General features: G+C 49.9%; 17 protein-coding genes. 12 read left to right on the top strand and 5 right to left on the bottom strand.

The window, feature by feature from the left end; genetic code table 11:
* The first annotated feature begins 507 nt into the window (after window positions 1–507).
* From Q9L42_RS07945 to rbsK, 4 genes are read left to right on the top strand one after another with little or no spacing between them, the layout of a single operon-like run.
* The gene (locus Q9L42_RS07945) at window positions 508–807 is read left to right on the top strand and encodes a PilZ domain-containing protein (RefSeq protein ID WP_305908980.1); all 300 of its coding nucleotides are present in this window, start codon (window positions 508–510) and stop codon (window positions 805–807) included.
* Window positions 808–850: 43 nt separating this feature from the next.
* Complete coding sequence (locus tag Q9L42_RS07940) at window positions 851–1,255, top strand: 6-pyruvoyl trahydropterin synthase family protein (protein ID WP_305908981.1); 405 nt, start codon at window positions 851–853, stop codon at window positions 1,253–1,255.
* 1 nt (window position 1,256) lies between these two features.
* Window positions 1,257–1,709, top strand: a complete 453-nt coding sequence (locus Q9L42_RS07935; protein ID WP_305908982.1) for a DUF1249 domain-containing protein — start codon at window positions 1,257–1,259, stop codon at window positions 1,707–1,709.
* A gap of 40 nt (window positions 1,710–1,749) precedes the next feature.
* On the top strand, window positions 1,750–2,676 hold the full coding sequence (gene rbsK / locus Q9L42_RS07930; protein WP_305908983.1) for a ribokinase: 927 nt from the start codon (window positions 1,750–1,752) through the stop codon (window positions 2,674–2,676).
* Between the two features lie 782 nt (window positions 2,677–3,458).
* On the opposite strand, the gene recQ is transcribed toward rbsK, so the two are convergent.
* A complete protein-coding gene (gene recQ / locus Q9L42_RS07925; RefSeq protein ID WP_305908984.1) occupies window positions 3,459–5,579 on the bottom strand; it encodes a DNA helicase RecQ in 2,121 nt (706 codons plus the stop codon).
* A 100-nt stretch (window positions 5,580–5,679) separates the two neighbouring features.
* Between recQ and gshA the strand changes: the two genes are divergently transcribed.
* The 4 genes from gshA to Q9L42_RS07905 all read left to right on the top strand — a co-directional run bounded on the left by gshA (window position 5,680) and on the right by Q9L42_RS07905 (window position 11,024).
* On the top strand, window positions 5,680–7,263 hold the full coding sequence (gshA, locus tag Q9L42_RS07920; protein WP_305908985.1) for a glutamate--cysteine ligase: 1,584 nt from the start codon (window positions 5,680–5,682) through the stop codon (window positions 7,261–7,263).
* 15 nt (window positions 7,264–7,278) lie between these two features.
* Window positions 7,279–8,001, top strand: coding sequence for a phosphoadenylyl-sulfate reductase (locus Q9L42_RS07915; protein ID WP_305908986.1), 723 nt, complete (start codon window positions 7,279–7,281; stop codon window positions 7,999–8,001).
* Between the two features lie 412 nt (window positions 8,002–8,413).
* Window positions 8,414–9,754: a type VI secretion system contractile sheath domain-containing protein gene (locus tag Q9L42_RS07910; protein ID WP_349432559.1), complete on the top strand. Its 1,341-nt coding sequence runs from the start codon at window positions 8,414–8,416 to the stop codon at window positions 9,752–9,754.
* 367 nt (window positions 9,755–10,121) lie between these two features.
* Complete coding sequence (locus Q9L42_RS07905) at window positions 10,122–11,024, top strand: hypothetical protein (protein WP_349432557.1); 903 nt, start codon at window positions 10,122–10,124, stop codon at window positions 11,022–11,024.
* A gap of 63 nt (window positions 11,025–11,087) precedes the next feature.
* On the opposite strand, the gene Q9L42_RS07900 is transcribed toward Q9L42_RS07905, so the two are convergent.
* Entirely contained in the window at window positions 11,088–12,272 is a 1,185-nt protein-coding gene (locus Q9L42_RS07900) for a glycosyltransferase (protein WP_305908993.1), read from the bottom strand.
* An 804-nt stretch (window positions 12,273–13,076) separates the two neighbouring features.
* Here Q9L42_RS07900 and Q9L42_RS07895 point away from each other — a divergent pair.
* On the top strand, window positions 13,077–15,203 hold the full coding sequence (locus Q9L42_RS07895) for an autotransporter outer membrane beta-barrel domain-containing protein (protein ID WP_305908995.1): 2,127 nt from the start codon (window positions 13,077–13,079) through the stop codon (window positions 15,201–15,203).
* Window positions 15,204–15,494: 291 nt separating this feature from the next.
* On the opposite strand, the gene tnpC is transcribed toward Q9L42_RS07895, so the two are convergent.
* The 3 genes from tnpC to Q9L42_RS07880 form a co-directional block, all read right to left on the bottom strand.
* Complete coding sequence (gene tnpC, locus Q9L42_RS07890; protein WP_349431288.1) at window positions 15,495–17,066, bottom strand: IS66 family transposase; 1,572 nt, start codon at window positions 17,064–17,066, stop codon at window positions 15,495–15,497.
* A 98-nt stretch (window positions 17,067–17,164) separates the two neighbouring features.
* Window positions 17,165–17,920, bottom strand: coding sequence for a response regulator (locus Q9L42_RS07885; protein WP_305908996.1), 756 nt, complete (start codon window positions 17,918–17,920; stop codon window positions 17,165–17,167).
* Window positions 17,921–17,925: 5 nt separating this feature from the next.
* Window positions 17,926–19,752, bottom strand: coding sequence for a PAS domain S-box protein (locus Q9L42_RS07880; RefSeq protein ID WP_349432748.1), 1,827 nt, complete (start codon window positions 19,750–19,752; stop codon window positions 17,926–17,928).
* 708 nt (window positions 19,753–20,460) lie between these two features.
* Between Q9L42_RS07880 and Q9L42_RS07875 the strand changes: the two genes are divergently transcribed.
* The 3 genes from Q9L42_RS07875 (at window position 20,461) to Q9L42_RS07865 (ending at window position 22,363) form a co-directional block, all read left to right on the top strand.
* Window positions 20,461–20,832 (top strand): roadblock/LC7 domain-containing protein, encoded by a 372-nt coding sequence (locus tag Q9L42_RS07875; protein WP_305908998.1) that lies wholly within the window; start codon window positions 20,461–20,463, stop codon window positions 20,830–20,832.
* Window positions 20,833–21,355: 523 nt separating this feature from the next.
* Window positions 21,356–21,718, top strand: coding sequence for a roadblock/LC7 domain-containing protein (locus Q9L42_RS07870; RefSeq protein ID WP_305908999.1), 363 nt, complete (start codon window positions 21,356–21,358; stop codon window positions 21,716–21,718).
* Between the two features lie 69 nt (window positions 21,719–21,787).
* Window positions 21,788–22,363 carry a protoglobin domain-containing protein gene (locus tag Q9L42_RS07865; protein ID WP_305909000.1) on the top strand — a complete coding sequence of 192 codons (576 nt, stop codon included), beginning with the start codon at window positions 21,788–21,790 and terminating at the stop codon, window positions 22,361–22,363.
* Window positions 22,364–22,651: the final 288 nt, after the last annotated feature.

Genomic DNA, 22,651 nt, shown 5'->3' with positions numbered 1-22,651 from the left:
TGCCTTCGGATGCGCTGAACTGCGCGAAGCGCATCAAAAACCGGTGCGCTTCCTATCGTCAGCACACCCTACCGCATCGTAGGGCGGCTTCGCGTAGGGTGGCTTCGCGAAGCAAGCCACCAAAACCTGCACCGGAGGCAAAATTAGCCGTTGTGCGTATCCAGGCGGATTGCCTGGCGGCGAATCCACCCTACGGTTACGATGCCAATGCAGCCTTGCCTTCGGATGCGCTGAACTGCGCGAAGCGCATCAAAAACCGGTGCGCTTCCTATCGTCAGCACACCCTACCCACATCCGTGAGGTGGATCACGCGCAGCGGAAAGGAGAGGAGTCCATATCATCCTGCCTGGCGTATTTGTTGTTAATTTTCTGTTTTGCCACTCATTCATTTAATGAGGTAGCCCTGCTGACCCAGTAGTTTGATAAACTATTGTTACTATTTTTATAGTAAACTCTCTGTTATTGAATTTTGATAGTTCAACTAAGGCATAACGCCAGGGGAAACAGATGCTGGAATATGATGAGAAACGTAGTTATATTCGGATGGATGTTGATTGTGACATCACCTATAAATTAGCAGATTCCGACGAAGTCCAAACCGGACGTTGCACATCGATCAGTGGCGCAGGCTTATCATTTATCACGGAAAGCCCGTTTAACGAGGGCGCCGCAATGGAAGTCAGCGTTTTACCGAAAAAATCTGTCACCCCGCCGATGACGGCCTTCATCAAGGTGGTTCGCTGCACCGAAATGGACGTCAACAACTACGAAATCGCCGCGACTATCAAGAGTATCAAGGGGAATTAACAGGTATTCCCCTTTCTTTCCGGAAACCGGGGAACAATTAACTATGTATATCATCACCAAGGAAGTCTATTTCTGCTACGGCCACCGTTTGATGCATCATCCCGGCAAATGCCGAAATCTGCACGGCCATAGCGTCAAGGCGTCTATTTCCATCAAACAAGAACAGCTGAACGAACAGGCCATGGTTTGCGACTTTTCCGACATCAAGGATAGCGTCGAACGCTATGTCGATGAAAACCTGGACCACAATTTCCTGCTGCACAAGGACGACCCGATCATCCCGGCATTGGAAGCCAATAACGAACGCTTCATGACGCTTGACGAACATCCCACCGCCGAAGTGTTAAGCAAAATGATCTATCGCTATCTGCAACAGCAGGGCTTCAATGTCGATCAAGTCGTGTTATGGGAAACGGCCAGCGCCAGCGCCTGCTACCGGGAGAACTGATATGAGTTTGGTGCATCCCGTCAATACCTCGCTGTGTTTGGAAAAGCTTTGCGAATCCAATTACCAAAAGTTGTTCCGTCTGATTCCGAACTTGGAGCGCTTTGATAAAAAAGCGACCGGCTATACCGGCAATCAACCGGCCTTGCACCTGAACGTGCTGGAACACAATCCTTACACGATGACGATAGAACTGAGCCATTGCTTCAATCATCAACTGGAAGAATTCATGGAGCCGGCCGTCAAGATTCGGCTTTATCTGGACGCGCAATTGGCCGAAGTGTTGCGCGACCACGCCCGCCACGACGTCCACAAGGTTTACCGCTGCCCGTCGCAGACCCAGGAGATCATGGACTACAAATGGCGCCTGAACTATTTTCTGCAAAAATGGCTGGACCACTGTTTGCAGCACAAATACCGGTTTAGCGAGCAGCAACAGGAATTGGTCTACGCATAGCCTCCTTCCCGTGAATAGATAAGAGTGGAGTCTGGCTGTTATGAATAAAGCCATCGTCGTCGGCAGCATCAACATGGACATCGTCGCCTTCGTTCAAGACCATCCGAAGACTGGGGAGACGATCTTCGGCCGCGAGGTCAAATATTTCCCCGGCGGCAAAGGCTCGAACCAGGCGGTTTCCTGCAAGCGCCTGGGCAGTGAGACCTTGATGATCGGCCGTCTGGGCGACGACGCCTTCGGAGGGCAATTACTGGCCTTTCAACAGCAGCAAGGCATCGACATATCAGGCGTGCGACAACTGGAAAACACTGCGACCGGCGCCGCCTTCATCACGGTCGCGGACAGCGCCGACAATTCAATCGTCGTCGTTCCCGGCGCCAATGCGCTGTGGGACGATGGCTTTATCGATGAGTTGACGATCGAGCAAGGCGATATCGTGCTGGCGCAATTCGAGATACCGGACACCGTGATCGAAAAAACCTTCAACAAGGCCAAGGCTGTCGGCGCGATGACGATACTGAATCCGACGCCAGTCCGAACAATCAACGCCGACATCAGGAATTCGACCGACCTGATCGTGGTCAACGAGCATGAGCTGGCCGCCTTATCGGGCCGCGAGATCGACGTCCATAAGGACGACACGATCTTCAACGGCGCCGCGCGACTCCATCAAGAAGACTACGGTACGATCATCGTGACGTTGGGCGATAAGGGCGCGCGGCTGGTCCAAGCCGGCCAAAAACATGCTATCGCCGCCCGCCCTGTCAGCGCAGTCGACACGACAGGGGCCGGCGACACCTTCATCGGCGGAATCGCGGCGGGATTATTGTCGGGATTGGATTTGATTCGGGCCTGCGAACTGGCCAACATCGCGGCCTCGATCAGCGTCACTCGGGAGGGAGCCGCGGCATCGATTCCCAGCCTCGACGAAGTCAACAAACTATTGCGGAAACGCGGACATATGTGATGCCTACCCCATCAAACGCAGATGATGCAGGCTAGTACATAGTCAATCTTATGCTGTCGGCAATTGTGAATGTAGGTGGGTGAACGGCGTCTTCTGGAAACGCTACCTGATACCGGCTGACTTCTTAACCCTAACTCAGGTAAATGCAGCAAAAATGCTCAAACTGAGAATTGCCGGCGCCTGCCGAGTATCCGAGTAAAAGTACCTGAGTAAAAGTAGCCTATCCCCTTTTCCTTGTCCCCTTTTCCTCCCAAAGGGTTAAGACGGTATCAGGTCGCTCTGGAAGAAGTGTGCGCGGCATGGAGGCGGCGCTCAAGCCTACATGGACGTATTCACGGCGTCTTCTGGAAGCGCTACCTGATACCGGCTCGCTTCTTAACCCGAACTCTGGTAAACACAGCAAAAATGTTCAAACTAGGAATTGCCGGCGCCTTCGAGTACCCGTCATATATGACATGACTGAGAAAAGTAGCCTGTCCCCTTTTCTCTGTTTGGAGCTCAAAAAGGGCATGGGGTGTGTTTGGCGAGGATGTCGGCAGCAAGGATGCTGCCGTCAAGCCCCCAAGGATGGGTCTACGGCGCTCCTCGACAGACACACCCTGTGCCCTAAACACAGCAAAAATGCTCAAACTGGGAATTGCCGACGCCTGCTGAGTATCCGAGTAAAAGTAGCCTGTCCGAGTAAAAGTAGCCTGTCCCCTTTTCTCTGTCCCCTTTTCTGTTCGCAAATTGGGAATTGCTGACGCCTGCCGAGTTTCCGTGATATATAACATGACTGAGTACTAGCGCTGCAAATTGGCCCGGATGCAGCGCAGTATATTGTAGCTGTAGGCACCCTCGAACTGTTCATATACCGGTTTCAGCGCATTTTTCTTATCCTCCGGCAAATCCAAAAATGCGGCCTCCACCCTTCGGAGCTCCTGTTCCGGCATGTCCATGACATCGGCCAGCATCACCGCCCCGTCTTCCAGCGCATGGGCGAGATGATTGTAGACGGTGTCGGCTTTAAGCTCGCGTTGCCGCGCCACCTGCTCCACCGTATAACCGAGCCGGAACAACGCCACGCTTGCGGCGACGGTATCGTTCAATTCGTCGCCCTGCTGGTCGCGGAATTCATCGATCACGGCGAGAAAGTCGTCGCCATACAATTCAAGCTTACGTTCGCCGACCCCGGAAATCTGCGCCAGCTGCTGATGATTGATCGGTTTTTTCTCCAACATCTCCATCAGCGTGGCGTCATGAAAAATCACATAGGGCGGAACATCTTGTTCATCGGCGATTTCCCGGCGTTTAGCCCTTAATGCATTCCATAACAACTGATCTTGCTGATTGCCGAACTCCCGGCTTTCCGCCTTGCTGCGTTTTGTTTTTTCCGGCAGGCTGTCTTTGCGCAGCATCAGGGTTTGTTCGCCTCGCAACACCGGCCGGCACGTTTCGGTCAGCTTGAACGCGCCATAGCCCTCAAAATCGATCTCCACCAAACCCTTGGCGACCAACTGCCGAAACACCGAGCGCCATTGTTTTTCTCCCAGGCTTTGGCCGATGCCGAAAGTGGATTGTTTGTCGTGACCGAAACTGCGCATTCTGTCGTCGGCCTTGCCCAGCAGCACGCTAATCAGATAGGTCGCGCCGAAGCGTTGACCGGTGCGATAAATGCACGACAAAGCCTGTTGCGCGGCGACCGTGCCATCCCATGTCTCCACCGGCTCCAGACAGGTGTCGCAGTTACCGCAGCCTTGCTGCAATTCATCGCCGAAATAAGCCAGCAGGGTTTGACGCCGGCAACCGATCGATTCGCACAAAGCCAACATCGCATCCAATTTGTGATATTCGACCCGTTTATGCAGCTCATCGGCATTGGAACCGGCCAACATCTGTCGCAACGTAATCACATCCTGCAAGCCGTAAGCCATCCAGGCATTGGCCGGCAGACCGTCGCGTCCGGCCCGGCCGGTTTCCTGATAATAAGCTTCGATGCTCTTCGGCAGATCCAGATGGGCGACAAAGCGCACATTCGGCTTGTCGATGCCCATGCCGAAGGCGATCGTGGCGACGATGACCAGGCCTTCTTCCATCAGAAAGCGGTGCTGATGACTTTGCCGCAGTTCATGGCTCATGCCGGCATGATAAGGTAAGGCGTTAACCCCCTTGTCATTCAGCCATTTCGCCGTCTCCTCGACCTTCTTGCGCGACAAACAATAAACGATGCCGGCATCGCCCGGATGTTCTGCGCGAATAAAGCCGAGCAACTGCTGACGGGCGTTTTGCTTTTGGATGATGCGGTAACGAATATTGGGCCGGTCGAAGCCGCTGATGAACACCTGGGCCTGCTCCAAGGCCAAGCGTTTGATGATTTCCTGGCGGGTTCTTTCATCGGCGGTTGCGGTCAGAGCAATGCGCGGCACGTCCGGAAATTGCTGATGCAACAGGGATAGCTGCAAATAATCGGCGCGGAAATCATGTCCCCATTGGGAAACGCAGTGCGCCTCATCGATCGCAAACAAGGCGATTTTGAGGCGGGCGAACAATGCCTGAGTGCGTTCGCCAGTCAAGCGCTCCGGCGCGATATAGAGCAAGTCCAGCTCGCCGTTCAGCAGATCCTGCTCGACCCGGCGCGCCTCGTCAAAACTGAGCGTCGAGTTTAGGAACGCCGCCCTGACGCCTAGCTGATGCAAGGCGCTAACCTGATCCTGCATCAATGCGATCAACGGCGATACGACGATGCCGACACCGTCCATGACCAATGCAGGAATCTGATAACACAAAGATTTTCCGCCGCCGGTCGGCATCAACACCAGGACATCCTGACCGTCGATCACTTGCTCTATGATCTGTTGCTGCTGCCCTCTAAAGCTTTCGTAACCGAATAACGAATTCAGTGTTTCCAACGGTGTTTGAGGCACGACCCACTCCGTCACTTTATTGCTAATGTTTCTCAAATCTATCCGAACCTTTATAATAGCAAGATTATATCAGGACTATCGGGCTGTTAGGCCCTCTTTAATGAATAAGCACTCACAGCAATATCCATCACGACTGCAATATATACTCGATAAGCAACAGCAGCATTTATTAAGCAGCGGATTAAAGGGGATTGAAAAAGAAAGCTTGCGCATTTCCGCGGACGGGATGATCGCCCAAACCGATCATCCTGCCGTTCTGGGATCGGCATTAACGCATCCGCATATCACCACCGATTACTCGGAAGCGCTGCTGGAATTTATCACGCCGCCGTTCGCCGATATCAGGAAATCATTGGACTTCTTGCGAGATATTCATCAATTTGTCTACGATCGCCTGGACGGCGAAATGCTGCTCGCCGCCAGCATGCCCTGCGGCATCGATGGCGATGAAAGCATACGTATCGCAGAATACGGCGCATCCAATATCGGCAAGATGAAACATATTTACCGGGTCGGCCTATGGCACCGTTACGGCCGCACCATGCAGGCGATTGCCGGCATACATTTCAATTATTCGGCGCCCGACGCCCTGTGGCCACTGCTGCATCAGCATAGCGGCTCCACGTTAACGCAGGAAGCCTTTATTTCCGACGCCTACTTCGGCCTGGTCCGCAACTTTCTCCGCCAGGGCTGGTTGATTCTATATTTATTCGGCGCCTCCCCGGCGATCTGCAAAAGTTTTTTCAAGAGTCGTCCGCATCTGATGGCCCAGTTCGATGAGTTTGATCGTTATACGCTCTATCACCCCTATGCGACCTCATTACGCATGAGCGACATCGGCTATAAGAGTAAGAATCAAGCCGATCTTAAGATCGACTACAATTCATTGATAGGCTATGTCGACAGTCTCAGCGCCGCCATTGCAACTCCCTATCCTGAATATCAAAAATTCGGCGTCAGAAATCGGGAGTATCATCAACTGAACGCCAATATTCTACAGATTGAAAACGAGTTTTACAGCATCATTCGTCCGAAACAGATTACCGACTCCGGCGAAAAACCGACGCTGGCGTTAAAACGCCGCGGCGTGCGTTATGTCGAGATTCGCTCATTGGATCTGGACTTGTTCAATCCGATCGGCATCGATGAAGAAAAAAGCCACTTCCTGGAAGCGTTTCTGCTTCACTGTCTACTGCAGGACAGTCCTTTGCTGGCCGAGGAAGAACGCCAAATCAACAACCGCAACCAACTGACCGTCGCCCACGAAGGCAGAAAACCCGGCGTCGAACTGACTAACGTCGGCAGGACTATAGCATTGCAAGACTGGGCCACACAGATCCTGCACGACATGGAGCCGATCTGCGACATTCTCGACCAACAACAGCCGGACCAGCCTTATCGGCGGGCGCTGGCGCAACAACGGACATTGGTCGACAACCCCGACCAGACTCCGTCGGCCAAGATTCTGGCGGAAATGAGAAACAAACGACAACCCTTTGGTCGCTTCGGCTTAGACACCTCGGCCGAACACCAGAGATATTTCAGCGATAAAAAACTGGCCGAAGAAACCTGCCGCCGCTTCGAGGAACTGGCCAGCGTTTCGCATCGCAAACAACGGGAAATCGAGTCAAATAACGAAATGAGCTTCGAACAATTCTTACAGAATTATTTCGCCCAAAAATAATAGCCACCACACATCATGACAGCATTCGACCTAACAAAAGCGCAAAATGAATTACAGCAAAAGAATCCTCGCATCATCCTGAGAACGGCATTGGAAAATTTCGATAATATCGCCATCTCCTTCAGCGGCGCGGAAGATGTCGTATTGATCGATATGGCCCTGAAAATTCGTCCGGATATCCAGGTTTTCACGTTAGATACCGGACGCCTGCATCCGGAAACTTACCGCTTTATCGAAAAAGTCAGGAAGCACTATAAGATCGACATCGAGGTGCTGACGCCGGACAGGGAAAAGTTGGATGAACTGGTCAAAAACAAAGGATTGTTCAGTTTTTACGAAGACGGTCATCAGGAATGCTGCGGCATACGTAAGGTCGAACCGTTGCGGCGTAAACTGGCGCAATTGGATGCCTGGATCACCGGCCAACGTAAAGACCAGAGCCTGGACACACGCTCCGATTTGCCGAAAGTTCAGTTAGACAGCGCTTTTTCAACTGACGATAAAAAACTGATCAAGTTTAACCCGTTGGCAAACTGGAGCTCCGCACAGGTTTGGGATTACATCGAAGCCTATCAGGTGCCTTATAACGAACTGCATGAAAAAGGCTTTACCAGCATCGGTTGCGAGCCTTGCACCCGCCCGGTGCTGCCTAATCAACACGAACGTTCCGGACGCTGGTGGTGGGAATCCGACCACAAAAAAGAATGCGGCCTACATGTCGATAATGTGAAGAAATGATGACGATATTGACCCCTCTCCTTTCCAAGGGGTTTGGCGGCTTGCTTCGCGAAGCCGCCCTACGATCCGCTGCGCGTGATCCATCTCACCGATGTGGGTAGGGTGTGCTGACGATAGGAAGCGCACCGGTTTTTGATGCGCTTCACGCAGTTCAGCATATCCTACCTGACAGGAAACAACCTGAGGTAAGTTAATAGCCATTTTGAAATAAGCATTAAGATTAAGAGGGTCGATATTTTTCTGGTACAGTTTGAACCTGAATGGTTTTCTGAACAATCGGCCTTCGAATCTTGAACAAAATCGCTCAAGCCATAGCTTGCTATGGCATTCGTGATGTTTGTCCAACCGTCTTCGCCCGATTTTCCAGAAACTCCATTTCCTTCACGAAATATCAGGATTAAGGGGGAGATAGATGTCAGCCAGAATCGATTTTACCTTGGGTTTCAATACCCAAAAACCGGCGCATGAACGCGGCCATGACAACGGCTTGCTGATTTATGTCCTGGGAAACTTCTCCGGCCGGCAACAAGATACACCGGCGCAACGGAAGATCAGGAAAATCGACATCGATAATTTCGAGCAGGTGATGACACTGATCAAGCCGACGCTTGCAATCGACCCTACAGCATCGCTGACATTCGAGACAATCGACGATTTTCATCCCGATAGCTGGTTGGAAAAAGTCCGCTTACTCTCTGATTGGCAGAGATTAAAAAAGAAGCTAAACGAGCCGGCTCTTGCCGCGCAAGCGTCGGCGGCCATACAGGCTTATTATCGTGCTGAAACAAACAGCGACGCGCCTATTCAAACTAATGAGGCGAAGGAAAGTCAGCAGGACACGCTGCAGCGCCTGTTAGGCGACAAGCCTAAAAAGACTGGCGCCCGCCAGGATTCGGTGGATCATCTGATTGAGCGGATCGTCTCCCCTTATGTCCAGGAAGACGCCTCCCCCCAGCTTCAGGTCTTGACTTCCGAAATCGACGCCATAAGCAGTGAACTCTTACGCACATTGTTGCACCGGCAGGACTTTCAACGTCTGGAAGCGCTTTGGCGCGCCACCGAAGGGCTGATTAATGAAGAAGGCGGCGACGAACATGATTTTTTTCTGGTCGATATCGATCAGGCCGAATTATTGGCCGAACTGAGACATGACAAGGGTTCGGCATTCGAACAGCGCTTGCTGCAACACGCCCACTCTATTGCTGACTATGGCGATATTTTATTGGTCGGCGATCATTATTTTTCCGACAGTGAAGATGACCAAGACCTGATGCAATACTGTAGCCGCTTGGCAAAAGCCTGCGCGGGCAGCTATCTGGGTTCAACCGCCCCTTCTTTGCTTGATCTCGCCATCGCCACTGATCCGGAAATCAAGCCAGTCGGCGCAAAAGACGTCTTGCTCAGCTGTCCGCGTTATTTGCTGAGATTGCCTTATGGCGACAAACGTGAGCCGCTGGACACATTTTCTTTTGAAGAATGTCCGAATCTTCCCCAAACGCATGAATTGCTTTGGGGGAACCCGGCATTCCTATGCGCGCGCGTACTGATAAGAAACCAATTGAAACAGGAAGAAGCGCGTTTTTATTTCGACGACATACCGGCCTTCAGCTTCGAACAGGATGGAGAACCGCGGCTGCAACCCGGAACGGAAAGAGTGTTAACCGAAAACCAGATCAATGCCTTGTTGTCGCAAGGCATCATAGCTTTGATCGGTTTTCATCGACGCCCAGGCGTTCGATTAGCGATCTTTTAGCCCTTAGGATCGCGCCTTCCTGCGTGTCTGAAAAAGCCTATAAATCAGCCGCTTTATTTCTTCTCCTTTAAGCACAGAGTTCATTCTCGTTTAACATCGTCAAGCGATTAGGTTATGCTTAGGACCTAAACGATTTTTTAATTTTTCAGCCGTAGAGCTCTGAAAACTTAAAGCAATGACCTCTGTACACGATAAAAATTTACCCAATGGTTCATGGAGATGATGGTAGGATGGGCAGAAGCGATAGCGAAACCCATCCTCCACAAGAAATCATAATTCCCCATGAGAACCAATTTATGACAAATTATTAAGATTTTTTGTCGTGTATAGAAAGCAATGACAATTAAAACAAAAAATAGGTGCTTACATGGCCAAAAACTTTATAGACAAAATACTCAGCCTGACTGGAATAAAACTCCCCGATGCCAACGGCTATTATGATCCTTCGGTATACCGTCAAGAACCGAGCCAAACAACAGAGGCCACTTCCGCTCAAACAACGCCAAGTCCAGCTGAAACGGAGGGACTCTCCAGTGTCGAGAAGTATTTGCGCAAAAAAAACGGCGTAGACACTTCACCCCAAACCGAAGAACCGACCGGTGTCGAGAAATATCTGTCCCATAAAAAGCAACCTGAAGTTGCCGAGTCCGCGGAGACGACGGAAGAACTTACCGGCGTCGCCAAATATTTAGCGCAAAAACAACTGGAAGCGCAGCAAAAAGCCGAGGCCGAGGCGGCGGCATGGGCGCAGATGACCGGGGTGGCAAGGTATCTGGCAAAATTGGAAGGCCGCCCCCCAAGCACGACACGTCCCGATACGACCGCCGTCAAAAAAACCACAGAGTTAACCGGCGTCGATAAATATCTTGCCAAGTCATCACGGACGCTCGCAGAAAAACCACAAGCGAAGCCCGAGGCGCAACCCAAGCCTATCGAAGCCGAGTCCGTCAGCAAGGCAGAGATCACAGAAGACAAAGCCGCAAGCGTAAAAACCACCGAAAGCGACAGCGAAACGAGTCCCGAAGCTAAAGCCGAAACTAAAAAACGGTCCGTCACGCCAGCCAAAAAAACAAGCGCTAAGATCATCGATCTTGCCGAGCACGCCGTTCGATGTCAGGCAGCCACGCAAAAAGGCTCTCAATGCCGCCGCAAATCAGGTTTGGAGGTGCTGGAAAAAACCATAGATAAGCAAAAATATAAATTTGCCGTCTGCAGTCAACACCATAACGATGCGTTCACCCCTTTTGCACAACTGCTGAAAAACGATTAATTAAAAAGGGTGAAAGGCTTCAGCCTTTCGCCTTTTCGACACGCATCCCTAACGTCAATATAGCTAACCGATCATCTCCACACAGCGATCGGCTATCAGAATATCCTGTTTTTCACGGTTGAATGATGCGTATTTATCGGCGAATTCTGCAGACTTTTGATGGTATTTACGATGCGCCAACATTTCTTTGACGGCGGCGCGATAATTCGGTTTCTTGACCTCACTCGGGATACATACTCCGGCTCCCAGCGCCACAACATTGCTTGCCGTCAATGCAGCCTCGATATGCATGGGCAACAACAGTAACGGTTTACCTGCCAACAACATCGTTGCGACGGTGCCGGCGCCGGCATGGCAAATTACGAGATCGCACTGTTGTCCCACTTGCCGCATATTAAGCGGCTTAGCCGAAACATGCAGATTGGCGCCGCTGTATTTTTGCAAAAATGCCTGGGTAGCCCCCGGTATATGAACCAGAACCGAACAGGATGTCGACCGCAACTGTTCCAGCAAATGAGGCAAGCCTTTATAATCTTTATGTAAATAAGCGAAGATACGCTTATCGCCTAGCATAGGCCAGGTCGGATCTAGTCCGTCCGTGTCTATGAAAGCCGGCCCCCAATATTCGGCTTGTTCGCGTTGTTGATAATGATCCAACTCCGGCAGCGTGCATAGAAAATCTTGCTCCACATCGAATAAATCCGCCAACATCGACAGACGCTGTCCGCCTAGCCGATCGATGACGGCGTTTATCGAGGCGACAATTTGAGTCTCACTGTCGATTAATTGTTTTTCCGGGAATTTCTTGTAGGGAAGCATCGTAGGCATCGGACTGAGTCGCGGCGGCGCATAAAAACCGCTGCCGAATAAGGCGCGCGGAACCTTCAATTCCCGTGTCGCCACTAAGGCCGTCGGCGCATGATCAAACAGTAGCAGATCCGGCTGCAAACAGGTTATCAACGTTTTCCAGGCCTGCGCTCTGGCCAACAAGCCAGCCTCATTAAAGCCGGTATTGCGCAGAATCCCGGCGTAGTTGATTGCCGGCGGCTGAGCGATGACCGGCCAACGCATCGGCGCCTGCAGATAGGAAAAACCATATTTACCGAGCAGCGTATCGGCGTGTTCGAGGTTTTTCAGCACGAAAACGACGTCATGGCCGCGTTGCTGCAACTGTTTCGCCACCGCAAGGAAGGCGCCGATATGCCCGTAGCCTCCTCCCAATTCCCAGGCGTAAACTATTTTACTCATGTCGTTAAGCTAATTGCGGCAATCCACATATAGACCGAGGGCTCCCTCATTAAAAAATACCTGAACCAACACATGGGTTAATATCGCGTCATCCCTCTAGGCGGGGCGGGTTATTTACCCGCCCCAAACGTATAACTTACTCTAGTCACGGTTGAATCGTTCAGGACCACGTTGACCTGCATTTCGCATAGCGACATGCGGACTACTTGCTTTTCGCGCCAAGGGCGGCGCTCCTACGCAAAGCACCGTCTTGCCTTCGGATGTGCTGAACAGCGTGAAGCGCATCAAAAACGGTGCGCTTCCTATCGTCAGCACACCCTACCGCATCGTAGGGCGGCTTCGCGAAGCAAGCCGCCAAAAACCTGCACGCGGGGCGGGTTATTTAACCCGCCCTAAACGTTTAACTTACTTTAGGCGTATTTGTTGTTAATTTTCTGTTTTGCCACTCATTCATTTAATGAGGTAGCCCTGCATATAGACCGAAGACTAATTTATATTTGGTAGCAGATAAGCTATGTTCCGCCAGCAATTCCCACTTTGGCGTTCAAAAAGGGCATGGGGTGTGTTTGGCGAGGATGTCGGCAGCAAGGATGCGGCCGTCAAGCCCCTAGGGATGGGTTTACGGCGCTCCTCGACAGACACACCCCATGCCCTAAACACAGCAAAAATGTTCAAACTGGGAGTTGCTGATGTTCCGCCTTCGAGTTTCTGGTAATATTCATTTACAATTAGGTTAGCGAAGACTAAAAAACAATCATGCTGTCGGCGGTGATAGCCGCCCATATTTCTGGAGCCGCACCCACTATGCAATCACCCTCGCTACCTGTCAAGCATCCTTCGCCACATTCGAACGGACCGATCTCGACTCAGCGAACTGCGACCTTCAAGACGCCTCGCTTATATGGCTCCAAGCCGATCATCATGGCGGCCTTGAGCATGATGGCGTTATCGCCAACGGCGGTCGATGCCTGGACCTTGGATTTCATCCCTAACTCTTATACCGTCGACGAGGCGGCCGGTAGCGTGCAGGTAGGCGTCACCCTGACGCCAGATTCTAACGATTATGGCGGTTGTTTTGTGAACGGCGATGTGGTCGCTGTTGGCGGTACGGCAACGGCGGGCAGTGATTATAGTTTTAATGGCGCATTTAGTGTCAGCGATAATTCCGAAATACCGCCAGCGGCCTCGACCAATATCAGCATCAGCATTATCGACGATATCGACATTGAAGGTCCCGAGGACATCCAGCTAGAGCTACAAAATATATCAGCTGACTGTTCTTCCATCCCCATAAACAACACCACCTCCGCGACTGTCAACATCAGCGACAATGACATACCACAGCCCGGCACGATCAGCTTCGACAACGCCTCGTCCAGCGCCAGCGAAGGCAATACGGTGACGGTGACGGTCAATCGAACGGCAGGGAGCGATGGCGAGGCGCGCGTGGACTATGCGACCGCCAACGGCACGGCCGTCGCCGGCAGCGATTACACCGAAAAATCGGGCACGTTGGTCTGGAACGATGGCGATGCCAGCCCGAAAACCATCACACTACAAACCTTGACGGATAGTGATACACTCGAACAGGATGAATTATTTTCAATCATCCTCAGTAACCCGAGCGGCGCCACACTCGGCTCGGTCGATACCGTCGACATCACGATAGGCAACACGACACCGACTCTCAGCGACATTGTAAACCTCACGCCCAATCAACGATCGGTCGCCGAGGCCTTGGACCAGTCCTGTGCGACGGCAACCGGCGAATTCAAACAACGTTGTGACGAATTGTACCAGTCAGGACTCAGCGATGGCGACATCATCCAAATCCTCGACGCCATCGTTCCCGAACAAATCGCGGCGCAGGGGTCCGCGGCGGTCGATTTCGGCTCACAGCAGTTACAGATTATCCATGGCCGCATCATCGAATTAAGAAACAATCAAAATAAAAATCGCATCTCGGTGCTCGGCTTTTCGATGGATGTCGACGGCGAATATATCCCCCTAGGAAAAATCGCGCAGAGCGCCTTCAACACTGCATTAGGCGCCGCCGCGGCGGCCGGCGATGAACCCTTGCGGGACAGTCCGCTGGGCTTTTTCCTAAAAGGACAGATCAAAGTCGGAGACAAAAACAAAACCGACCGAGAAAAAGGCTTTGACCTGTTAACCCGAGGCATTACGATGGGCGTCGATTATCAATTTACCGACACACTGGTGATGGGGGCGGCGGCTGGTTATGGTTACAGCAAAACCGATTTTGACAGCAACGGCGGCGAGATGACCACGCAATCGGGCGACTTTGCCGTCTATGGCAGCTATTTCATGCCCGAAGATTTTTATGTCGACTGGGTCATGAGTTATGCGATCCATGATTACGATATGGATCGTCGTATTGTTTATCCGGGCATGACAAGCTCGGCGACCAGCAACCCGCAGGGCGACCAGTACGGAGGCAGCCTGGGCTTCGGTAAGGATATTTATATTAAAAGTTTCTTCATCAGCCCCTATGTGCGTGGCGAATATATCGAGACCACCATCGACCACTACGACGAACAAGGCGGCGCGGGCTTCGCCTTGAGCGTCGCCGATCAATCGATTACCTCGATCAGCACGATCATGGGCAGCCAGTTCGGTCATTCGATCAGCATGCCCTGGGGCGTTATCGCGCCGGCCGCTCGCTTCGAATGGGTGCACCAATTCAAGGATAATGAACGAGTATTACGCTCGCGTTTTATTAATGCATCGGCCGGCGCCGGTAATTTCTCGATACTGACAGACAATCCCGACCGGGATTATTTCAACCTCAGCGCCTCAATCGCCGCCACTTTACCGGAGGGGCGCTCGGCCTTTGTCCGTTATGAAACTCGCTTGGGCCAAAACGACATCTCCAACCATATTATCGAGCTGGGCCTCAGAATACCTTTTTAATGCTAGCGATTCCCATCAGTTTGGCGTTCAAAAAGGGCATGGGGTGTGTTTGGCGAGGATGTCGGCAGCAAGGATGCTGCCGTCAAGCCCCCAGGGATGGGTTTACCCAGCACCTAAATTCCATGGTTACTGGACTATAATTTACATTCCAGGATAATTTAGGTGCTGGGTGAACGGCGCTCCTCGACAGACACTCCCCATGCCCTAAACACCGCAAAAATACTCAAACTGATGACATTACTGTTTTAATGCGGCTAGTTTTATCCGAAACCGAGGCCTTCTATAACGTAATTATTCAGACACCCTAACAATTGGCAAGGCCGGTACCGGCAAGCCTGACCGCTGACTTGCGATCACTTGTGCCAAATAAATCCACGGTGACTGATTTCTTTTGCGGCAGGTTTCAATGACGCTGATTAAAATAGCGAACACACGCGTCCCATTTTCCGAGCGCGTGCCATAGCAAATGCCGCGTAAAATAACCCAGTGGCGCAACGCTCGCTCCGCTTCATTATTCGTTAAGGGCTGATGCGGTTGATCCAGAACTTGAAAAATAGCTGTCCAGTCATTTAGCATTTCCGTGGCTAATGCTGCTGTTTTCTTATGTTCATGGGTTTTCATTTGTATACACATCTGCTGATAGAGCAGTAATTGCAGGCGATAAGTTTCAGAAAGTGGCGTATCAGGTGGTGTTATTCGCGCTTTGCGTACCGCACCTATCAACACAGCCAGTAAATCGTGCGTTTGTTGACCAAAAAGCTGGGCGTCTCTGTTTAAGCTTTCATTGAGCCCTTTCGCTTTACGCAGAAGATGAGCCCAGCAACGTAACCGACTCAGATATTTGCGATAAACCGTGTAGCCATCGCTCATTAACCAACCATTAAAGTCGTCGCCTAAAAGATTTTCCAATAATTCAGCGCTACGCGTAGCAATCCAATAGGCTGTGACGCGATTCGTACTGAACACCCATAACCAAAGAAAAGTCGTGTGCTCCATCCAGGAGGTTTCGTCTACATGCAGCAATTCGCTGTTAATGATTTCTTGTGCAAACTCATCTTCAAGCGGCATAGCCGCTGCGCCACTTTCATGCAGGGTATTATTGATGGTGCCAACACTTAATTTAATACCTAACCAGTCATATAAAAATTCCTGAATACGCTCACGCGATAGGCGCATACGGTAGGCAAGACAAACAATCATTGCTGCCAGTCCAGGCCCCACTAAACGCCATTCAGTTCGGCTAATACCCGGCAATTGAGCATGACTGCTACGACTGACTTCTTTGCGCGTGATATGTCCATTGGCGCACACTACTTCATAGAGAGTGTGCTTGGTATGGGTGACTAGAATGCCTGGATGCTCAACATCGCCCCATTCGACATTGATTGTTTCATACGCGGCATAGGCGATAGCATGACGCGGCTCTAATGTTTGATGGCAGCAGGCACATATTTCAGGGTAATGATCTTGATAGTGGGTAATGGCTAGCTTTTGTGTCCGGCCAAAGCCTTGTGCGCCTGGTTGTTTGCCGGGTTTGCGGGGTTCTTGATGTTCATTGTTAGGATCAGCGGACTGTTGCTGATCTTTTTTAGAAGGCGACGGGGGGGTGACGGTGTCTTCCGTTTCAGCAGACTTATCGATCTCCGTTTGTTCTTGATCGTTTGTATTATCTGTAGCTGCTTTATCCCAAGGCGCTTCGCTGCTAGGTGGACGAGAGCTGTTGCGCGAATTTTGGCTTAAGCGCTCACGCGCTTCTTTTAGGTCGTTAAGTAACTTAATCGATAGGTAACGTAATTCCTCTTCCGGTAAATTGAGAAGCTCGTCTTCATCGATTTGGCTTAGGTCCTGGTTACTGAGTTGCATGGGATAAATACTAAGGCTTCTTAATGGATTTGTACAATGTTCTTGTGTCGGTTTGTCAATTATTTTGTATTTTCAGCTAGGGTGTGTGAATACTTACTCTATAACGATTCCAGGGTTTCCAGTTCCAGCACCTGCTCCAGATTTTTTCTTAATTCGGCCAATTCCTTGGACTTGAAGGAGTTTTTAGTTTTTTCTAAGACACAAACGGCGTCCTGAACAGCCTTGATTAATCGTTGGGGTCTTTGGCATGCCAGAGTCAGACAGGCATCGCCAGAGAGGTTGACGGGGTTCGATAAGGCGTTTAACGCCTTGTTTAAATCGATCACTGAGCGCGTAATCGCCAATAAATTATTGGTGACAAATTCATTCAGTGGTGAAGCGCTATTGCGGCTCGTACGCCGACTTTCAAGCTGAAAATCTTGCAAACTGTTATCTAGCTCCCGGATTTTCGTCAGCAACATCGCTTGCGCCTCCCTATATTCATGCCCCTTCGCCAGCGCCTTGTCGACATAGCCGAATAATTCCTCACAGGCAAAGGGCTTTATCAGGTAGGCATCCACCGAAAGATTCACCGCATCGATAGCGGTATTGATATTGGGGTAACCCGTCACCAGAATGACCGATAAATGATTGGACTGTTGAGAAATCTCTTTGACCAAAGCCAGATCGTGATTGCCCGGCATCTTGATATCGGCAACGATCAAATCGAACGACTCTGTTTTTAACAACTGCAATGCCTTTTCCGCATCGCTTACGCATGTGCAATGACAACCTTGGATGCGTAATAAATCGGCGGTCGATTCGAGAAAGGTTTTCTCGTCATCGGCGATTAAGATTTTGCCCGTCTTTTCCATAACAATTAGTTGTTGTAATAATTAAGAGGGATGATCAATTCGATGATCAAGCCCCCGTTATCTTTATTTTTGAGCTTCAGCTCGCCATGCATCAGCTTAACGGCGCTGTGGACGATGGTCAGTCCGATTCCCAGCCCGCGATATTCGCTGTCGGACCGGGTAGAATAAAACGGTTCAAACAATTTATGCAACTGCTCATCATTAATGAACTCGCCCTCGTTTTCGATCGTAACCTTCAGTTTCTGATCGCTTTTGAGCGCCTCGATGGTAATCGTCTCGTTCTCCGGAGAATGATCGATCGCGTTCTTGATCAGATTAAACAGCACTTGCCGGATCAGATTCTCTTGCAGAGTCACGCCGCATTCATTCATCGCCGAAACATGGCGAATGTTGACCTTTTTTTGTCCCGAGTTACATAACAGCACGATTTCCTCGATGACGATATTGCAATCGAATTCATGCGCTTGGGTATCTTCCTGTTTGTACATCGAATAAAGCTGCTTGGTGATCAAGCTGATGCGGTCGATTTCCTTGTCGATCAAGCCGACATACCGAAAATACTGATGATCATCGGGAATCGCGCTTTTCAGCAACTGAAAGGAATTCTTGATGCCGGCCAAAGGATTATTGATTTCATGCGCCACCCAGGCGGCCATGCGACCAATCGCCACCGATTTTCGCTGTTCACTGCGTTGCTGCTCCAATAATTTGATTTTTTGGGTGTGTTCCTTGAGCTGACGTTCTAATTCCTTCGATGCATCAATCATCTTGCTGACATCTTCCTGTATGGCGACGAAATGAGTGATTTGACCACCGCTGTTTCTGATAGGGGCAATCGCTTCCTTCACCCAGAAATACTGACCGTCTTTCTTTTTATTTCGAATCGTGCCATACCATTTTTTTCCCTGGGTGATTTTGCTCCACAGATCCCGATAAAGCGAGACCTCGGTGCGACCGGATGAAAACAACTTGGGCGTACGGCCAAGGACCTCGCCTTCGTCGTATCCCGTCAACTCGGTGAGTTTCGAATTGACATACTCGATAATCCCCCTGGTGTTGGTGATAAAGATCGGACATGGGCTTTGCTCCACCGCGCTGCTCAATTTAAGCACTTGCTGTTGAGTATGGACGATGTCGCTAACGTCCATCATCGAACCGATCACTTGACAAATTTCACCCTGCTCATCCCTCTGCACGATCAATTTTTCATTCAACCAACGGTACTCGCCATTTTTATGTCGAAAACGATATTGGTTATCGAGGCCGGTTTCACTAGATAAATGTCGATAACCTTCTTTTAATGACTTGACGTCGTCAGGATGAACGCGCTCCAACCAAAGCGAGCAATCGGACATATAGTCACGTTCAGAAAACCCGGTGATATCTTGAATACTGGCGCTGATAAAAGACAAATGCATCTTGCATTGTGGATCCGACGCGCATAATGGGCAATTGGGCCCATCGCCCAAGGTCAGTATATAAATGGCGGCCGGACTAATGTTGAGAACGGCTCTTAACCGCGCCTCTTTGTCGCGGAGCGCCCATTCCACCCGCTTGATGGCCGTGATGTCCTTGCAGGTCGCCGAGATCGTTTCCCCGGCCGGTGCTTGATTCAAATGCGCATTAATCAACAAATAAATCTTACTGCCATCGTCCCGTTGGCAAACGCATTCATAATCCGAAACAAACCCCTGTTGTTGGCAGCGCAACAAGGCCTGAACGAAACCTCTTTTCGCTTTCTCCTCCATCCAATCAGTGATCTTATCGCCGCTAATTTCCGAGAAATCCTTACGACCCAATATTTTTAAAAAAGGGGCGTTTGCTTCTAAAATAAGGCCTTAAACATCAACGGTGACCAGCCCGGTGTCTGTTTGATCGATCACGCTGCGAGTTTCGTTTTGCAAAATCTTATACGTTTCCTTTAACGACTGATAACTTCTTGTTTTTTTGCTTACCGAAAAATCGATCCATAAAAACAATGTAAGTAACAAAAAGCCATAACTCCATCGAACCCAGCTTGCTAAATCAGTTTGGAGCATGCTCCATGACGTTGAGCTTAAGACCTGCCGACTGACGGCTATTATGTGTGGCCATGCAAAGCAAACCAGAACGAGAAAAAAAGCCAAACAACGCGCAATTATCCGTCCCATGCACCTAACACAACTAGTCTTAAATTATCATTATCTATAAAACCAATAACTTTGTCACATTTTCTGATTGCAAAATATGACCGGGTTATTTTTTATGCTATAAATTACTCCGAAGTAAGCTGTTAATGACGAACAACAGTGAACGGAAGCCGGTTTTGGCCGGCTTCCGTCCTTGTCGGGTTGGATCATAGGCCAATCAGTCGAAGGCACACAAAAATACCTTGTGGCGAAATGCCCAGGAAATTTTTGTGTGCCTTTTTTTTTGCCAAAAATTTGTTCCCGACTGGCTTAAGCCGCACCGAAACCGTTACCTGCAGCGGCTGACCGGATATCCACCGATATCGACGATTCAGGTGACTTAACCTAAAAAATCACATACGAGGGCAAACCATGAATGAGAAAAAATTAACGTCACTATTGAATCATCTGAACTGCAGCCACCGTGACATCGAAATCGAGGCCTCCGAAATTGTAACGACGGATGGCGTATCCAAGGCCGCTGCGCTACCGGACGACTGCAATGAAGACCGCGTCGGCCCCTTGTGCGCTGGCGTGTTTTGCTTTGCTAGAGGGGTCGCGAAAGCATTCGGCATGGGAGAGGTGGAACAAATCATCCTCACCGCCGGCAAAAGCAGCGCCCTGATCAACCTCACCGACGAACAAACGCTACTGGCAATGAAGATCAAATCGCATAACGATATTGAGCGACTCAGTCAAGCGGGCAAATGCGTTACTGAAGAAATCGGCCATGCCATGGCTTGAGCCGTACGCGCGGCGGCTAATAAATAATGCGGTGATGTCGGCAATAGTTTGCTTGAAGGCTAATGTTCCGTTACAGGCATCGCATCAAAATGCCAAAGGCCTTTAACTAGACACATCACCCTCCACTTAGGAACGAGTATGAAATAACTTCTCCAAATGCCGGAAGAGGAATCGGTGGCTCGATTGACAGGTGTCGGCGGCAGGGATAGCCGCCGTCAAGCCTACGCCGCACAAGGATGTGCAAGTGCCGCGTGAGATAGGAAATCGGAAGCGGCCGCCGCACAAGGACGTGTAAGTGCAGCGGTAAGCAGGAGCTGTTAGCTGCCACGGATGTATTCACCCAGCACCTAAATTCCATAGGCTAATGGCTGCGATAAATCATCTTCGTTTATTTAGGTGCTGGGTGAACGGCGTCCTGGCAAGCGAGTTACCGAACCTCCACAAAGCCTACTGTTTCGGGAAGTTATTTTGTGCATATTCCTTAATGCACCACCAACAATTATAAAAAATGAAGAGGTAGAAAATGCGTCAAGATATGTTGACTTCGATATTAACCGATTTGAATGGCACTTCAGCAGATATCGAAGCCTCGGGAATCATCTCCACCGACGGCCTGATGATGGCGTCGGTATTAACGCCCGGACTCGATGAGGACCGAGTCGGCGCAATGAGCGCAGCGATGCTTTCTTTAGGCGACAGAACCGCAAAAGAATTGGCTCGTGGGGAACTGGAGCAAGTTTTGATTAAGGGTGACAAAGGCTATGTATTGATGATTTATGCCGGCGCCGAGGCGGTTTTAACGGTTATTGCGAAACCGAATACTAAATTGGGACTGGTTTTCCTGGATGTTAAACGAGCATCTCAACAAATTGAAAACCTAATCTGAATATTTTGGGAAAACAAAGATCCATTCGGTCATTACGCCAAATAACTATTAGCCATTGAGGAGCTAGCCATGAAAGACATAAAACAGATCACCTCGGAAATTTTTGAATCCATGCCGTCTAACACGCGTTTCAGCGCGGCCGACGCCGCCTTGATCAAAAAGCATAAAGACATTTTATTAGGACTGGAAGATGAATTAGCCAAAGGTTTTTACGACACCCTATATGACCATCCGAGTACGTTTGAAATTCTAAAACAAGAAGACCGCTCCAAACGAGAAAACGTCCTGCGCTCCTGGTGGCAAAAAACGGTCAACAGCGATTTCGACAATGCCTATTGGGAATGGCAAGTTTTTGTCGGCCTAATCCATATCAAACAAAAAGTCAGCAACCCGATGATGATAGCGATGTGGGGCTGGATTCTAACCACCTTGCGCAGGCAACTTAGCGCACACCTGGATCAGGCCGAACTCGATGAAATCATGATTTCCTTCGAACGATTGGCCGCGACCATTCAATCATTAACCGCGGAAAGCTTCTTGTCGAATTATGTGCAAGCGATCGAACAGGCAACAGGATTCAATAATAAATTGATAGACAGAATGGTCAATTTGCAAATCGATGATCTAATTTCTCAGAAAGCATAAGCAACGATATTTTAAATGGCTATCAACAAACATCAAATTAACGACGCTTTGTTCATAGCCATATTATTGGGTTAATGATTAATGAATAGTCGGACCAAACAACCTGATAGTTTTGACGCAGCGATCAATATTTGGTAAAAAAAAACTGACTTTTTTTATTGATTTTATACTCCGAAATATACCTCTTCATCAAACGGTAATAGGTATATTCAATCTCGTGTTTTATTTAGGTATCAAAATAAAACGAAATATTTAAATTATTCGAAGAGCACTTTCTTAGCTGTTTCC

The sequence above is a fragment of the Methylomarinum sp. Ch1-1 genome, assembly GCF_030717995.2.
Lineage (GTDB): Bacteria > Pseudomonadota > Gammaproteobacteria > Methylococcales > Methylomonadaceae > Methylomarinum > Methylomarinum roseum.
The sequence above is the reverse complement of the archived record's forward strand: the minus strand, read 5'-3'. Positions and strand labels throughout refer to the sequence as shown.